This window comes from Nocardia sp. NPDC005746, assembly GCF_040630785.1.
In the GTDB taxonomy this organism is placed as follows: domain Bacteria; phylum Actinomycetota; class Actinomycetes; order Mycobacteriales; family Mycobacteriaceae; genus Nocardia.
In genome coordinates this window covers 40008-56815 of sequence record NZ_JBEXYE010000013.1, presented here as the reverse complement: position 1 = coordinate 56815, position 16808 = coordinate 40008, and the positions used below count along the sequence as shown (strand labels likewise).

The window sequence follows — 16808 nt, the reverse complement described above, 5'->3', positions numbered from 1 at the left end:
TCGCCGACGGCTCAGGCATAGGGGTCGTCGATCTCCCAATCCGCGTCCTCATCGTCCTCCTGCTCGTCCTCGGTGTCCACGTCGCTCTCGGTGCCGGTGAAGCGCAACCGGGCAACGACTTTCGTTCGACCGTCGTGGTCGGAACGCGTGATCTCGACTTCGCCGCGCAGTTTGTCCGGGAGTATGAGGGTGCCGGTGGTACCCCCGCTGCCGTAGGTGATGGCGCCCCTGGCGTCGAGTTCGTCGGCGAGCTCCCGCAATTGGTCGGCGAGTTCGACGCGGTCGAGGGTGCGCTGCTCTTCGTAGATCTTGCGGTGTGTCATGCATGAAGCACACCGCACCCGGTCACGGGGCTCTAGGGGCCAAATGCCTGTACCGGTTGTGCGGAAGTCCCCGGTGCGGCGGGGGTTCCGAGGGCGAAACGCGCTGCGCGACGCCGCAATCGGTGATCGGTGCGGCGGTCGCGGGCGGCGGGTACGGGTGGGGGCGTCCGGAAGAACCACCGTTTCGCGGCCTCGGCCAGCGCGAGGTACGCCACGATCATGGCGAGGAGTGCGGCGAAGAAGCCGGCGGGCAGCGGCGTGAAGCCGAGCGCTGACGCCAGCGGGGTCACGGGCAGCAGCGCGCCGATCCCGACCGAGGCCAGAGCCGCGGTCAGCAGGACGACGCTGGGATGGCTGCGGAAGAACGGCGTTCTGCGGGTGCGGATCACGAACAGCACCAAGGTCTGGGTGGCCAGCGATTCGACGAACCACCCGGTGTGGAACAGGGTTTCGCCGGCGTGGAAGACCCACAGCATGACGCCGAAAGTGGCGAAGTCGAAGATCGAGCTGATCGGACCGAACACCAGCATGAATCGCCGGATCAACGCGATATCCCAGCGCGACGGGCGGGCCAGTTGCTCCTCGTCGACAGTGTCGGTGGGGATGGCGAGCTGCCCGGCGTCGTAGAGCAGATTGTTGAGCAGGATCTGCGAGGGCAGCATCGGCAGGAAGGGCAGGAACGCCGACGCGCCCGCCGCGCTGAACATATTGCCGAAATTGCTGGACGTACCCATCAGGACGTACTTCATGGTGTTGGCGAAGACGCGGCGTCCCTGGGTGACACCGTCGGCCAGCACCTGCAGGTCCTTCTCCAGCAGCACCACATCGGCGGCGTCCTTGGCCACATCGGTGGCCGCGTCCACGGAGATTCCGACATCGGCGGCGTGCAGGGCGAGCGCGTCGTTGACGCCGTCGCCGAGGAAGGCGACATCGACGCCGAGCGAGCGTTGCGCGCGCACGATGCGCGCCTTCTGCTCGGGATCGATGCGCGCGAAAACGGTGGTGGTGTGCAGTCTCTCGGCGAGCTCGCGATCGGTGAGCCGGTCCACCTCGGCGCCTGAGAGGGTGCCGTTCACCGGCAGACCCAATCGTTCGCACACCTGCGCGGCCACGCCCGGATGATCGCCGGTGATCACCTTGACCGTGATGCCCAGCGTCGTCAGCCGGCTGATTGCCGCTGCCGCAGAGGATTTCGGCGGATCGAGGAAGATCAGGAATCCGGCCAGGCGGAGCCCGGTCTCCTCGGAGGCCGTCAACGATGTCATACCGGAGGCGGCACGGGTGGCCACGGCGACCACCCGGTGCCCGGCCGCGAATTCCGCGTCGAGGGCTCCGATCGCCGACTCGGGCACCTGCTCGCAGCGGGCGAGGACGGCCTCGGGCGCGCCCTTGGTGACGATGACGCGTCCGCCTCCGGGCGAATCGACGAGTACCGAGATCATGCGGCGCCGATGATCGAAAGGCAGTGTCGCCGCACGCGAATACTCCCGCACCGCGGCCCGGGGCGCGACCGGCGCCGCCCACAGTGCGGTGTCGAGCGCGTCGCCACCGACCAGAGCGCCATTCTCGATGGAGCCGTCGGCGCAGACCAGGCCCAGCGCGACGACGTCGGCGCTGGCCGCCCCGTCCACGGGGACGGCGCGCATGAACTCGATCCGGCCCTCGGTCAGCGTCCCGGTCTTGTCGGTGAACAGCACTTCGGTATCGCCCAGATCCTCGATGCAGACCAGCCTCTTCACCAGCACCTTGCGCTGGGCCAGCAGCCGCGACCCGGCCGCCAGGCCGGTGGAGACCACCGCGGGGAGTAGTTGGGGTGAGATCCCGACCGCGATCGCCAGCGAGAACATCAGCGCGTCCAGCAGCGGCCGGTGCAGGACCAGGTTCACCGCGAAGATGCCGATCGTCAGGATGGCGGCCACCCGGACCAGCAGCATCGAGAACCGGCGCAGTCCGATCTGGAACTCGGTCTCGGGCTCCCGGTGCGCCAAACCGGCCGCGATACGCCCGAATTCGGTGTCACCGCCGGTCGCGATCACCATGCCGCTGCCGGTGCCGGAGGCGACCACCGTGCCCATGAGCGCGCAGGACGCGAGTTCGGCGACCGGGCTGCCCGCGGGCACCACCTCCGGCGACTTGCGCACCGGTTCCGCCTCGCCGGTCAGCACCGATTCATCGCAGTGCAGCCCGGTGGACGACAGCAGCCGCAGATCCGCGGGTACCAGTTCCCCGGCCCGCAACTCGACGATATCGCCGGGCACCAGTTCCACCAGGTCGATCGATCGGGCGACGCCGTCGCGCACCACCACCACCCGATGCCGGATGCGGTCACGCAGCGAGTCGGCGGCCTGCTCGGCGCGAAACTCGTTGACGGTGCCCAGACCCACCGACATGGCCACGATCGCGCCGATGACCACCGCGTCGGTGCGCTCGCCCAGGAAGAACGCGACGGCGGCGGTCACGGCCAGCAGAAGCAGAAGTGGAGAACGCAATTGCCTGGCCACGACCGATGCGAGCCGTACCCGATGGGTCCGAAGGGAATTGGGACCGAACACCTCTGCCCGGCGGGTGTGTTCGGCCTCGGTCAGACCGCCATCGCCGCTGTCGAGCGCGGCCATCACCTGATCGACCGGTTGCGCCGCGGCGATCGCGGCCGACAGGGCGTGAACCGGTTGGCGCGGGCCGGTATTCGCGACGGCCGGGCGCGTGCGCATCGACATGCCTTCGAGGGTTGCGCTGGAACGCCGGGCTCGGTAGAGGCCGCCCGCATGTGCCCCGGGGACCAAAGACCCTGTAGCCGAGGACTTGCCGCTGCTGCGGCGGCCGGGCTGTACCCCGCATCATTGGCAGGTCGATCCCGAGGCGTTTCCTGGAGCGAGGCGCGGGCGACCCGCACGCCGGATAACGCTGTACGCCGGTCGATTAGAACCTCCGCCGCGACGTGACACCTGCAAGTCACGGGAGGCGATCACTGGGCCGGCGATGCCGGAGACCCCCTTCAGGTCACCTTCGCCGCGGAATCGCTGCGGCCTCGGGGATCGGCTTTCGCGAGCGCGGCCACGCGCACCGGTCGCTGTGCGACGACGAACACCGCGCCCCGATCAGCGGGGCGCGGTGTTCGGTCGCGATCTCGATCTAGACCGGATGGGGGTGGTCGCCGCGCAGCTTGGAAGCGTAAACGGCGGCCTGGGTGCGGCGTTCCATACCCAGCTTGGCGAGCAGCCGGGAAACGTAGTTCTTGACGGTCTTCTCGGCGAGGAACATGCGCTCGGCGATCTGACGGTTGGTCAGGCCCTCACCGAGCAGGTCGAGGAGTTTGCGCTCCTGTTCGGTGAGCCCGGCGAGCGGGCCGTCGGTCTGCGTGCTGCGGCGCAGCCGGTCCATGAGGGCGGCGGCGGCGCGATTGTCCAGCAGCGAACGGCCGGCCCCGATCTCCTTGATGGCCTTGGCCAGTTCCATGCCCTTGATGTCCTTGACGACATAGCCGCTGGCTCCGGCCAGGATGGCGTCCATCATGGCCTGCTCGTCGGTGAACGAGGTGAGGATCAGGCAGCGCAACCCGTCCAGCCGGGAGAGCAGATCACGGCACAGCTCGATGCCGTTGCCGTCGGGCAGCCGCACGTCGAGCACCGCGACATCGGGGTTGAGCGCGGGAATCCGGGCCAGGGCCTGGGCGGCGTCGGAGGCCTCGCCGACGACGGTGATGTCGGGGTCGCTCTCGAGCAAGTCGACTAGCCCGCGGCGAACGATCTCGTGGTCGTCCACGAGAAAAACGGTGGTCATGGCCGGTTCCCATCTTCTTGGGTGGTCAGGTCAACGATAGCTCGCGGGGCCCGCGGCCGGGAAATGCCGGAACTCATTCCGATACCGCGGTGGCGGGTGCGGTGAGAGTCAGGATCTGCGTGAGCGGCAGTCGCGGCGTGCGGGGCAGCCGCCGCTCGGAGACGGGCACGCTTCCGATTCGGACGAGGACCTGCGGCTGCTCGTCGCGGCCCGTGAGTGCCCGGATCATGGCACGGCTGCGCGGCAGTTCGGTGACATGGGTCAGCGGGCAGGTGTGATAGCCGGCGACCGTGCACTCGAGCAGAAGCGTCGACAGCGCCTCGCCGCAGCGCAGGAAATCGATCGGGCTGTCGTCGCCGGAGAGGACCACGACGACCGATCGGTCCTCGTCGACCTCGGTGCGGCGCGATTCGCCCCCGGCGGCGGGCAGGACACGACTCACCTCGACGCGCTCACGCTCCTCGGTGGAGATCCGAGCTTCCGGAGGGATGCCCTCCGCAGCCAGCGAATGCCCTGCCCACCACTGCAATTCGGCCTGATAGCTGGAATCGTAGCGGCGCACCGCGGCGGTGAGCCGCGACGCCTGGGCCAGCTCGGAGCGGGCCTCGGACGGCAGCACGGTGATCACCGCGTCACGCGGGTCGACGACCACCGGCAGCACCGGTTCGAACTCGCGCCAGTCCTTCGGCGCACCGAAAGGCAGCCGGTCGGTGTAGCGGACCTCGATGGCGGCCGCGCGATCCCGGTCGGCGTCGGTGACGATGCGCGCGGGCTCGAAAGTGACCGTCGCCAGGTGTTCGTGGCGGGTGGGATTCGGGAAGTAGGCGACCCGGGTCTGCCATCCGGCCGCGGCGAGCGCGGCCCGCAGGTGGCCCAGGGCCAGCCCGCAGCTGATCAGCAGCTGTCGGCCGGAGGCGTCGGTGGCCGGCAGCATGCGCTCGCGGACCGAGTACAGGTGCAGGGCGGCGCCGTCGAAGACCCAACGCCACGGCTGGCTGTTGTGCAGCGAGGGCGCTCGACCGGACAGCCGGACGGCCTGCTCGATCGTGTCACCGCTGGGTAGTGGGCTCATGGACTCACGCTAGGACGCGAGCGGTCCTTGCCGCAGGGGCCATTGGTCCTCGGTGCGGTGCTACAGGACCCTTGGCGACACGCCGAGCGCGACGCACGCTGACATGGTGGACGAGCACACACAGGCCACGCCGCTGATCGATGCGCGGCGTCACGATGCGGTGATCTTCGATATGGACGGCGTGGTGACCGACAGCGCTTCGGTCCACGCGGCGGCCTGGACGGAGATGTTCGACGAGTTCCTGACACACCGTGCCGTGGCGCCCGGCGAGGATCGATCACCGTTCACCGCCGACGACTATCTGCGGTGGGTCGACGGCGTTCCTCGTTATCAGGGGGTCACCAATTTCCTTGCCGCGCGGGGTATCTCACTGCCTTATGGGGAACCAGGCGACGGTGAGGACGCGGAGACCGTCTGTGCGCTGGGCAATCGCAAGGACCGGCTGTTCCTGGAGCGGCTCACCCGCGCCGGGGTGCCCGCGTTCGCGAGTACGGTGGCGCTGGTACGCCGCTTGCAGACCGCGGGACTCGGCGTCGCGATCTTCTCCGCCAGCCGCAACTGCGCCGAGGTCCTGCGCGCGGCGGGCATCGGTGATCTGTTCGGCGTGCGCGTGGACGGGATCGACGCCGACGAACTGGGATTGGCGGGCAAACCCGATCCCGCGATGCTGTTCGAGGCCGCGCGCAGGCTCGGGGCCGAACCGTCGCGGACCATTGTCGTGGAGGACGCGGAGGCCGGTGTGGCCGCCGGGCGCGCGGGTGGTTTCGGCCTGGTGATCGGCGTCGATCGGGGCGGGCACGGGGACCGGCTGGCCGAACACGGCGCCGATGTCGTGGTCGCCGACCTCGGGCAGGTGGGGCTGCGCAACGGTTTCCGGCGGATGTCGGAGCTGCCCGAGGCCGCCGCGGCTCGCCTGGGCGACCTGCTCGATACCGAGAAGGCCTCGGTGCTGCTCGATTTCGACGGCACGCTCTCGGCCATCGTGCCGGATCCGGCCGCCGCGACACTGGTCGACGGCGCGGCCGCGGCCCTGGCGCGACTGGCGGCGCGGTGCCCGGTGGCCATCGTGAGCGGGCGGGAACTGGCGGATCTGCGCGATCGGGTGGGCGTGGACGGACTCTGGTACGCGGGGTGTCACGGATTCGAGCTGCTGGCCCCGGACGGAACGACACATGTGCACGACGCGGCACCGGGCGCGGAGGCGGCGCTGGCCGCGGCGGCGGCGGAGCTCGAGCGTGCGCTCGGCGATGTCCCCGGGATTCTGGTGGAGCACAAGCGGTTCGCGGTCGCCGTGCACTACCGGCGGGTGCCGCCGGAACGAGTGCCCGCGGTGACCGCCGCGGTCCATGCCCAAGCTCACGACCGGGGCCTGCGGGTGACGGGCGGGCGGAAGGTCGTGGAGCTGCGGCCGGACGTGGACTGGGACAAGGGAACCGCATTGCACTGGATCCTGAGCCATCTCACCACGTCCACCCTGCCGATCTACATCGGCGACGATCTCACCGACGAGGACGCCTTCGACTCCATCGAGGCCGAGGGGCTCTCGGTGGTGGTCCGCCACGACGAGAACGGCGACCGACGAACCGCGGCCCGATTCGCGCTGTCCGGTCCGGAGGGCGTGTGTGCGTTCCTCGACGACCTGGCGAGGCTGTTCGACGCCGAATCGACCGGGGCGGTGTCGGATTCGTGGGTGCTCGCCTTCGACGGCTACGACCCGGCGCACGAGCGGCTGCGGGAGGCGTTGTGCACGGTCGGCAACGGCTACCTCGCCACCCGCGGCGCGGCGCCCGACTGCACGGCGAGCGAGCACCACTATCCGGGGACGTATGTCGCGGGGATCTACAACCGGCTCTTCGACCAGGTGGCCGGGCGTACCGTCGACAACGAGAGCCTGGTGAACCTGCCGAACTGGCTGCCGGTGACCTTCCGCGTCGGCGACGGCGACTGGCTCGACATCGACACCGTCGAATTGCTGTCCTATCGGCAGGAATTCGATCTGCGCCGGGCCGTCCTGTCGCGGCGGTTCCGTTTCCGCGACGCCACCGGGCGAATCACGCGGGTCCGGCAGCGGCGCTTCGCGGCCATGCACGCCCCGCACCTGTGCGCGCTGGAGACCGAGGTGACCGCCGAGAACTGGTCGGGCACCGTGATCTTCCGCTCGACGGTGGACGGTGGCGTCCGCAACGAACTGGTGGCCCGATATCGCGACCTGTCGGGTAATCATCTCGCGCCGGCGTCGGCGCGTGAACTGTCGCCCGAATCGGTGCTGCTGGTCGTGCGCACCGGGCAGTCGGGGATTCCGGTGGCGACAGCCGCGCGCGGAACGCTGCACCGTGACGGGGTGAAACTGTGCCCCGCAACCGAACTCGTCGAGTCGGAGAACTCGATCGGACACGACCACGGCGTCGCGCTGGCCGAGGGGGACACCGTCGTGCTGGAGAAGATCGCGGCCGTGGTCACCGGTCGCGACCACGCCGTCTCGGCTCCGGACGACGAGGCCGCGCGGTCGTTGCGCGCGGCCGGCGGCTTCGCGGATCTGCTCGAATCTCATACGGCCGCCTGGGAACACCTGTGGGATCGGCTGCGCATCGACCTCGACGGCGGTGACCGGGCGACCCGCGTGATCCGGCTGCACCTGCTGCATCTGGTGCAGACCCTGTCACCGCACACCGCCGATCTCGATGTCGGCGTCCCCGCGCGCGGCCTGCACGGCGAGGCGTACCGCGGGCACGTCTTCTGGGACGAGCTGTTCGTCCACCCGGTCCTGAACCCGCGCTTCCCGCGCCTGGCGCGCGGGCTGCTGCGCTACCGCTACCGGCGTCTGCCCGAGGCGCGCCGGGCCGCCGCCGCGGCCGGTCAGCGCGGAGCGATGTTCCCGTGGCAGTCGGGTTCCGACGGTCGCGAGGAGAGTCAGCTGCTGCATCTGAATCCGTTGTCGGGGCACTGGAATCCGGATCCGAGCCCGCGCGCCCATCACATCGGCAGTGCGATCGCCTACACCGTGTGGCAGTACTACCAGGCCACCGGCGACCTCGAATTCCTCACCGATTACGGGGCCGAACTGCTGGTCGAGATCGCCCGGTACTGGGCGAGCCTGGCCGACTACGATCCCCGCCACGATCGCTATCACCTGCGCGGCGTCATCGGGCCCGACGAATTCCATACCGGTTCGCCCACCGCGCCCGGGACCGGTGTCGACGACAACGCCTACACGAACGTGATGGCTGTCTGGACCCTGGTGCGCGCACAGGAGGCCCTGGACCGGCTGACGCCGCGGGCGCGCGCGGAACTGCTGGAGTCACTGCGCGTCTCGCCGCGCGAACTCGCCCGGTGGGAGCACGTGAGCCGCCGCATGTTCGTGCCGTTCCACGACGGCGTCATCAGCCAGTTCGACGGCTACGAGTCGCTGTCCGAACTCGATTGGGACGGCTATCGGCAGCGCTACGGCGAGATCCAGCGACTGGATCGCATCCTCGAGGCCGAGGGCGACGACGTCAACCGGTACCGGGCCGCCAAACAGGCCGATGTGCTGATGCTGTTCTACCTGCTCTCGGCCGACGAGTTGCGAGACGTGCTCGAGCGACTCGGATACGAGCTGCCGGGGGAGATGATTCCGCGGACCATCGACTACTACCTGGCCCGGACCTCGCACGGCTCCACACTCAGCGCGCTGGTCCACGCCTGGGTGCTGGCCCGCGCGCACCGGGCGCAGGCGATGGAGTTCTTCGACCGGGTGCTCGACTCCGATGTCGCCGACATCCAGGGCGGCACCACGGAGGAGGGAATTCATCTGGGAGCCATGGCCGGAAGCATCGACCTGGTGCAGCGCTGCTTCACCGGGATGGAGATCCGATCCGATCGGCTGATCTTCAACCCCTGCTGGCCGTCGGAGCTGGGGGAGCTGCGCTATTCGATCATCTACCGGGGACATCGCCTGGCGATCCGGATCAGCGCTCACGCGCTGGAGGTCGCCGCGGATCCGGGAAGCGCCGATCCGGTGGAGGTCCACTGTGACGGCGTCACCGAGATGCTGGCGGCCGGGGCCACCGTGCGGGTACCGCTGGACGCACGGGATTTCGTGGCGGGCCGCGATCAGGAACGCAGCTGACCGGCACCCCAGCGGACCAGCCCGACCGCGACCGCCAGATATTCGGTGAACGCGAGGTAGACCAGCGCCGTGCCGTACATCCGCGCCCAGACGGACAGATCGTCGGTGGCCGCGGGGATCGCGACGACCATGACCGAACCGAGAACCAGCGCCGCTATCGCTACGGCATGCGGAGGTGCGGGAGAATCCATGATGATCAGCCTCGCGCCGGCGTGCGGCAGGCAGCAGGGCCATTGTTCCCGACCCGAGGATGACCAACGGCGGCCGAAGTCCCGAGGCGGTGGTCGGGAGCGCCGCGCAGAGGCCTTTGGTCCCCGCTTCGAGGACGATCGCCCGCAGCAGCGGGAGCGGGGGCGTTCCTACCGTGAGAGGACCAGCCCGGTTCGGGCGCCGATGATTTCACCTCACCCGGAGGTCACGATGACAGAGCAGCAGTACGACGATCCGCATCGGCTGGCCTCCGCGCCCGTCGTAGTCGGCGTGGACGGCTCGGACGGTTCGGCGCGAGCGCTGCGGTGGGCGGTGCGGTACGCCGCGCAGCATCGGCGGCGGCTGCACATCGTGCACGGGCTGGACCTGGTCGGTGTGAGCCGTGGTGTCGGAACCTACGCGGTCGCCACGCTACCGCTGATCGACAGCGTCAAAGCGGCGGGCAAGGCGCTGGTGGCGCGCGCGGTGACCGCCGCGGGCGAGTACGACCCGGAGGTCCCGCTCACGGCGTCCATGTCCGGCGACACCGCCGCCCAATTGCTGATCGAGGACAGCGTGACCGCCTTCGCGGTGGTGATCGGCGCGTCCGGCACCGCCGGAACCCTCGCGCACCTGGGCTCGACCCTGTTGGCGGTCACCAGCCACGCGTCCGGCGCGGTCATCGTGGTGCGGCCGGACCCCGCCACCGGCGACGCGGTCCGGACCTCCGGACCCGTGGTGGTGGGTGTGGACGGCAGCCGGACCAGCGAGGCCGCCATCGCCGCGGCGTTCGCCGAGGCCGCCGAGCGGCGCACCGGCCTGGTCGCGATGCACGCCTGGAGCGATTGGGACACCGGGCAGTTCGCCGGCGAGGTGACCTCGATGACCGGGAATCTCGACGACGTCGAGGCGGCCGTGCTGGCCGAACGGCTGGCGGGCTGGCAGGAGAAGTACCCGGACGTCGAGGTGACCCGGGAGGTCTGCACCGCCGGGCCCGGGGCCCAGCTCACCGAGCTGTCGAAGACCGCGCAATTGGTCGTGGTCGGCAACCGCGGCCGCGGCGGATTCACGGGCCTGCTCCTCGGATCCACCGCCCATCACCTGGTCCAGCACGCGCACTGCCCGGTGATGGTGGTGCACGCCGATACCGAGGAGACGAAGCGATGACGAGAACCATGCCCGGATCCGAGACCAAAATCCGGGACGACCTGGTCGATCTGGACGCATGGTGGCGGGCGGCGAACTATCTGGCCGCCGGCCAGATCTACCTCATGGACAACCCGTTGTTGACCGAAAAGCTGCGGCCCGAACACATCAAGCCGCGGCTGATCGGGCACTGGGGCACCGTGCCCGGGGTGACACTCACGTACGCCCACCTCAATCGCGCCATCATGCGCACCGGGCAGGAGATGCTGTTCGTGCTCGGCCCCGGCCACGGCGCGGCGGCGCTCACCGCCGCGACCTGGCTCGAGGGCACCTACTCGCTGCGGCATCCGGAGGTGGGGCAGAACCTGGCCGGGATGCGGGAGTTGTTCCGGCAGTTCTCGTTCCCCGGCGGCGTGCCCAGTCACGCCTCGCCGCATCTGCCGGGCTCCATCCACGAGGGCGGTGAGCTGGGCTACTCGCTCGCGCACGCCACCGGTGCGGCCCTGGACAATCCGAATCTGGTGGTGGCCTGCATGATCGGCGACGGCGAGGCCGAGACCGCCGCGCTGGCCACCAGTTGGCACGGGTCGCTGTTCCTGGACCGCGTGTCCGACGGGACCGTGCTGCCGATCCTGCATCTCAACGGCTACAAGATCGCGAATCCGACACTGCTGGCCCGCATGTCGCGCGATGACCTCGACGCCATGCTCACCGCGCAGGGTTGGGAGCCCATGTACGTGGAGGGCTCCGATGTCGCCGAGGTGCACGAACGCTACGCGACCGTGCTCGACGAGGCGATGGAGCGCATCCGCGAGATCCGCGACGACGCCGAGCGCGGGCTGGGGCCGCGCGACCCGTGCCGTCCGATGATCGTGCTGGCGACCCCCAAGGGGTGGACCGGTCCGGCCATGGTCGACGGCGTCCGCGTGGAAGGCACCTTCCGGGCCCACCAGGTACCGCTGGCGGGCGTCCGGGAGAACCCGGAACACCTGGCGCAACTGGAGGACTGGCTGCGGTCCTACCGGCCCGAGGAGCTCTTCGACGCCGACGGCCGTCCGGTCGACCGGATCGCGGACCTGCACCCGCGGCAGCTGCGCATGAGCGCGAACCGCGCGGCGCACGGGCACGACAGCGTCGATCTGCGGCTTCCGTGCCCGACCGACTACCGGGTCGAATTCGCGACGCCCGGAACGGAATCGGCCGAGGCCACCCGTGTACTCGGCGGCTACCTGCGCGACGCCCTGGTCGAGAATCCCCGCAATCTGCTGTTCTTCTCCCCGGACGAGCACACCTCCAACCGGCTGGACGCGATCCTCGAGGTCACCGGCCGTCGCTGGCGCGAAAGGCGCATCGTGGGCGACGACCGGCTGTCTCCCGACGGCCGCGTCTTCGAGGTGCTCTCGGAGCATCTGTGCCAGGGCTGGCTCGAGGGTTACCTGCTCACCGGACGCCACGGCGTCTTCTCCACCTACGAGGCGTTCGCGCACGTCATCGACTCGATGGTGGTGCAGCACGCGAAATGGCTGCACATGGCGGCCGACTTCGCCTGGCGCGAGCCCATTCCCAGCCTCAACTACCTGATCACCTCGCATGTGTGGCGGCAGGATCACAACGGGGCCTCGCATCAGGACCCCGGCTTCATCGACCATGTGCTCAGCAAGCGGCCCGAGGTGAGCCGGGTGTATCTGCCGCCGGACGCCAACTGCCTGCTGCACGTCTTCGACCACTGCCTGCGGAGCCGGGGCCGGGTCAATGTCGTCGTCGCCGGCAAACAGCCCGCGCTGCAATACCTCGACGACGACGCGGCGCGCGTGCACTGCGAACGTGGACTCGGTGTCTGGCAGTGGGCGAGCACGGACGCTGATCGCCCCGCCGAGGTCGTGCTGGCCTGCGCGGGCGATGTCCCCACCCAGGAGACCCTCGCCGCGGCCGCGCTGCTGCGGAACATGGTGCCGGACTTGGCGGTTCGTGTGGTCAATGTGGTGGACCTGGCCCGGCTGTTCCCGCCGGACCGTCACCCGCACGGCATCGCCGACGAGGACTACCGCGCCGTCTTCACCGACGCCCCGGTGATCTTCGCCTTCCACGGCTATCCCTGGCTCGTCCACCGCATCGCCTACCGCCGCCCGGGCCACGACCGCATGCACGTCCACGGCTTCACCGACAACGGCACCACCACCACACCGTTCAGCATGTGCGCGATGAACGGCATCGACCGCTTCACCCTCGCCGCCGCCGCCCTCGCCGAGGTGCCGCGCCTCGCCGACCGGCTTTCGTCGCTGACCGAGCGGTTGACCACGCAGCGCGAAGCCGCCGACGCCTACGCCCGCCGCCACGGCATCGACCCGCCCGAGATCGCCGACTGGCGCCGGCCCGCCGCGGGCTGAGTCTCGCTCGCAGGCGGCTCCCAGCCTGCTCGCGGGGCGGTCCCAGCGTTCTCCCAGGGACGCCGGGAAGGCTGGTCCGCACTGCAGCCGAACCGAACGGAAGTCGCTGATGTCCACGATCAACGGGCTCCCGGCCCACATCCTGCTGGTCCACGCGATCGTGGTGCTGGCGCCGCTCACCGCGCTGCTTGCGATCTCCTCGGCGCTGTGGCCCGCCGCGCGGCGGCGGCTGGTGTGGTTGACGGTCGCGCTCGCGACGGTGGTCGCCGTGCTGACCCCGATCACCACGGAGGCGGGCGAGTGGCTGGAGCGGCGGGTCGGGCGAAATCCCGACCTGCGCAACCACACTCATCTCGGCGACACGTTCGTCTACTTCGCCGTCGCCCTGTTGGCGGTCGCGATCCTGGTGGCTGTCGTCCACGTCCGGGAGACACGCGGCCGCGCGTTGTCACGGATGCTCGTCGGCGCGGTCGCCGTCCTCACGATCGCGGCGGGCGTGGCCGCGACGGTGCAGGTGTACCGGATCGGGGAATCGGGCGCTCGCGCCGGCTGGAGCGGAGTGTCGGCACAGCCGGTGCGCGCCGGGAAGTGACCCGGGAGGACCTTGGACCCTGTTCCGCGCCGCTCGCCGGATGATGGCATGGGCGTTGTCATTCGGCGGAATCGGCAAGGAGCGAGGGCATCTTCGATGAATACGACGCGAGTGGCGGCGGCGACGCCCGGGGTCGCGGTGGAGTCGCGTGGTCCGGTCACCGCTGCCGAGAGGAGCCGGGCCGACCGCGTGGTCCGGAAGGTGCTGCGTCGCCACCACCTCGAGTCGCCCGCGAGTGTCCGGCTCAGCAGGAATGGCAGTTTCGGGGCCACGACGGTGGCGCAGGTGAACGCGCGGTTCGCGGGCGCCCCGATTCGTGTCCAGGCCGACGGGCCGGGTGGTTTCGCGCTCACCTTCGCCGCCGAGCGCCTCGACCGCCAACTCGACCGGCTCACCGGGAAAGCCGAGCCGCGGTGGGCGCCCGATCCCGGCCGCGCGCCGCTGGCGGCGGTGAGCGACGCGCGTCCCATCGTGCGGCGCAAGCACTGCTGCCTGCAGGTCCTCGATCCGGTCGGCGCGGCCGCCGCCATGGATGCCATGGACTACGACGTCCTCCTGTTCACCGACGTCGAGACCGGCGAGGACGCGATCGTGTATTGGGCGGGGCCGCTGGGCATCCGGATGGCCCGGCAACATCGAATGTGTCCGCCGTCCGCTGCCACCTGGCGACCACTCACCATGAACACACGCCCGACAAGGGAATTCACCGAAGCCCAGGCGGCGGCCCGGCTGTGCGCCTACGGTCTGCCGTTCCTGTTCTTCACCGACCCGTCCGACCGCCGCGGCCGCCTCCTGTACCGCCGCTACGACGGTGATCTGGGACTCGTTGCGGGACCGGATGTCTCGAGAGGGTGATATCGATGACCACCGCCGGTGCCTTCCTCACCGCCGCCGATTTCCTATGGCTCGGCATGGTGCTGGCCATCTCGTTCATCGAGGCGCCCTTGAAGTTCCGCGCCCCGAACGTCACCCTGGCCATCGGGCTGGGCATCGGCCGCCTGGTCTTCCGCGCCCTCAACGGCGTCGAATCCCTCTTCGCCATCCTGATTCTCGCGGCGGTCTGGGCTGATCCACCCGGATCCGCCACGACGGCCGCCGTGGCCGTGGCGATCGGCGCGCTGGCCATCCAACTGCTCGCCGTGCGTCCCCGGCTGACCCGGCGCAGCGATGCCGTGCTCGCCGGCGCGGAGGGGCCGCGGTCGCGCAGCCACTATGCCTACGTCGGCCTGGAAGTGGTGAAGGCGGCCGCCCTGCTCACCGTGGGGGTGCTGGTCCTGAACGGCGCGGTACCGTGAGCCGGGAACATTTTTCGATCGCCATCGCGGTCGCATTCCTGTCGACCACAGGGCTCCCGGCCACACCGGCGAGCCACGATCGCGTCCGGCCGTCCCAGTGGCGGCGGTGACAGCGCGGCGCTGGTTCCGAACCCCACGCCGGGGTGACCGCGCGCGGTACCGTGCAGGGATGGGCGAGGCCGCGGCGCGGTGGCTGCCCGGAACACGACAGTTCCGGGGCTACCGGCGGGCCTGGCTGCGGTCGGACGCGCTGGCCGGAGTCACCGTGGCGGCCTATCTGATTCCTCAGGTCATGGCCTACGCGACCGTGGCGGGTCTGGCGCCGATCGTGGGGTTGTGGGCGACGCTCGGGCCGCTGGCGGTGTACGTCGTGCTGGGGACGTCCAAGCGGCTGTCGGTCGGGCCCGAGTCGACGACCGCGCTCATGACGGCGGTGGCGCTGGCGCCGCTGGCGGCGGGGGATCCGGGCCGGTACGCCGCGCTGGCGGCGATGCTGGCGCTGGTGGTCGGAGCCTGCTGTGTGGCCGGTGCGGTGGCCCGGCTCGGAGTGCTCGCCGATCTGCTGTCGAAACCGGTGTTGGTGGGGTATCTGGCCGGCACCGCGGGAATCATGATCGTGAGTCAGCTCGGGAGGCTCAGCCGGGTGAGCGTGGCGGGGGAGTCCATCGCGGATCAGTTGCGGTCCTTCGCGTCGAACATCGATGAATTGCATTGGCCGACAGTGCTTCTGTCCACCCTCACCCTGATGATGCTGCTGCTGTCGACGAAACACGCCGCGCGTGTTCCCGGCCCGCTGATCGCTGTCCTGGGAGCGACGGCGGTGGTGGCCGTCTTCTCCCTGCGGGAGCACGGAATTCGCGTCGTGGGCGCGATCCCGTCCGGGCTGCCGGTGCCGAGCGTGCCGCAGGTCGCGGCCGCCGATGTGGGCAAACTGCTGCTGCCCGCTGTCGGCATCGCCCTGGTCGGATTCTCCGACATGGTCCTGACCTCGCGGGCCTTCGCGGCACGGCACGGCGACACCGTGGACGCGAACCAGGAATTGCTCGCCATGGGCGCGACCAACCTGACCGCCGGTGTATCGCAAGGATTTCCGGTCAGTTGCAGCGGCAGCCGTACGACCATCGCCGATGCCGCCGGGGCGCGCACCCAGCTGTATGCGGTGGTCGCGCTGGCCACCGCGCTGGCCGTCGTGCTCTGGGGGCGGACGGTGTTGGCCGCGGTCCCGTCCGCGGCATTGGGCGCATTGGTCATCTACGCCGCGCTGCGGTTGATCGACCTGCCCGAGTTCGGCCGGTTGGCCCGGTTTCGGCGCAGTGAGCTGCTACTCGCGCTGAGCACGGCGGTCGCGGTGCTGGCCGCAGGAGTGCTGTACGGCATCCTGATCGCGGTCGGGCTGTCGATTCTGGACCTGCTGCGTCGGGTGGCCCGCGCGCACGACGCCATCCAGGGGTTCGTCCCCGGCCTGGCGGGCATGCACGATATCGACGACTATCCGGAGGCGAGGACCGTTCCCGGACTGGTGGTCTACCGCTACGACGCGCCCCTGTGCTTCGCCAACGCCGAGGACTTCCGCCGCCGTGCGCTGGCCGCCGTCGACAACGCGGTGAACCCGGTTCGCTGGTTCGTCCTCAATACCGAGGCCAATGTCGAGGTCGACCTGACAGCTCTCGATGCCGTCGAGCAGCTCAGGTCCGAATTGGATTCCCGGGGAATCGTTTTCGTGATGGCACGGGTCAAGAAGGATCTACGGGCGGCCCTCGACGCCGCTGGGCTGACCGACCGCATCGGCGCCGACCGATTATTCCCGACACTCCCGACTGCCCTGGCCGCCTACCGGCGCGAGACCGACGACCTCGGACCGGCGGATCGGTGACTTAAGGCCCGTCTCCGGTGGGCTCGGTCACGCGATGCTGGAT

At 69.9% G+C, this 16808-nt stretch carries 12 protein-coding genes; 7 read left to right on the top strand and 5 right to left on the bottom strand.

All coding sequences use genetic code 11. The annotated features are described in order from the left end of the window. Window positions 1–11: 11 nt before the first annotated feature. The 4 genes from ABZ412_RS24115 to ABZ412_RS24100 all read right to left on the bottom strand — a co-directional run bounded on the left by ABZ412_RS24115 (window position 12) and on the right by ABZ412_RS24100 (window position 5175). On the bottom strand, window positions 12–323 hold the full coding sequence (locus ABZ412_RS24115) for an amphi-Trp domain-containing protein (protein ID WP_357283851.1): 312 nt from the start codon (window positions 321–323) through the stop codon (window positions 12–14). Between the two features lie 32 nt (window positions 324–355). Next, a complete protein-coding gene (gene mgtA, locus ABZ412_RS24110) occupies window positions 356–3040 on the bottom strand; it encodes a magnesium-translocating P-type ATPase (RefSeq protein ID WP_357283849.1) in 2685 nt (894 codons plus the stop codon). Between the two features lie 415 nt (window positions 3041–3455). Then, complete coding sequence (locus ABZ412_RS24105) at window positions 3456–4103, bottom strand: response regulator transcription factor (protein ID WP_357283847.1); 648 nt, start codon at window positions 4101–4103, stop codon at window positions 3456–3458. Between the two features lie 73 nt (window positions 4104–4176). Beyond that, entirely contained in the window at window positions 4177–5175 is a 999-nt protein-coding gene (locus ABZ412_RS24100; protein WP_357283845.1) for an NAD(P)H nitroreductase, read from the bottom strand. A gap of 106 nt (window positions 5176–5281) precedes the next feature. Between ABZ412_RS24100 and otsB the strand changes: the two genes are divergently transcribed. Beyond that, window positions 5282–9283 carry a trehalose-phosphatase gene (gene otsB, locus ABZ412_RS24095; RefSeq protein ID WP_357283842.1) on the top strand — a complete coding sequence of 1334 codons (4002 nt, stop codon included), beginning with the start codon at window positions 5282–5284 and terminating at the stop codon, window positions 9281–9283. Here otsB and ABZ412_RS24090 read toward each other — a convergent pair. Continuing rightward, complete coding sequence (locus ABZ412_RS24090) at window positions 9268–9474, bottom strand: hypothetical protein (RefSeq protein WP_357283839.1); 207 nt, start codon at window positions 9472–9474, stop codon at window positions 9268–9270. The two genes, otsB and ABZ412_RS24090, sit on opposite strands and share 16 nt — an antisense overlap. Window positions 9475–9703: 229 nt before the next feature. On the opposite strand from ABZ412_RS24090, the gene ABZ412_RS24085 reads away from it, so the two are divergent. The 6 genes from ABZ412_RS24085 (at window position 9704) to sulP (ending at window position 16765) form a co-directional block, all read left to right on the top strand. Beyond that, complete coding sequence (locus tag ABZ412_RS24085) at window positions 9704–10639, top strand: universal stress protein (protein ID WP_357283836.1); 936 nt, start codon at window positions 9704–9706, stop codon at window positions 10637–10639. Next, window positions 10636–13005 carry a phosphoketolase family protein gene (locus ABZ412_RS24080; protein ID WP_357283833.1) on the top strand — a complete coding sequence of 790 codons (2370 nt, stop codon included), beginning with the start codon at window positions 10636–10638 and terminating at the stop codon, window positions 13003–13005. Before ABZ412_RS24085 ends, ABZ412_RS24080 begins: the two co-directional genes overlap by 4 nt. A 109-nt stretch (window positions 13006–13114) precedes the next feature. Beyond that, entirely contained in the window at window positions 13115–13597 is a 483-nt protein-coding gene (locus ABZ412_RS24075) for a DUF2231 domain-containing protein (protein ID WP_357283830.1), read from the top strand. Between the two features lie 96 nt (window positions 13598–13693). Next, the gene (locus ABZ412_RS24070; RefSeq protein WP_357283828.1) at window positions 13694–14452 is read left to right on the top strand and encodes a sigma 54 modulation/S30EA ribosomal C-terminal domain-containing protein; all 759 of its coding nucleotides are present in this window, start codon (window positions 13694–13696) and stop codon (window positions 14450–14452) included. A gap of 5 nt (window positions 14453–14457) precedes the next feature. Beyond that, entirely contained in the window at window positions 14458–14892 is a 435-nt protein-coding gene (locus tag ABZ412_RS24065; protein WP_357283825.1) for a hypothetical protein, read from the top strand. 169 nt (window positions 14893–15061) lie between these two features. Continuing rightward, a complete protein-coding gene (gene sulP, locus ABZ412_RS24060; RefSeq protein WP_357283821.1) occupies window positions 15062–16765 on the top strand; it encodes a sulfate permease in 1704 nt (567 codons plus the stop codon). Window positions 16766–16808 lie beyond the last annotated feature (43 nt).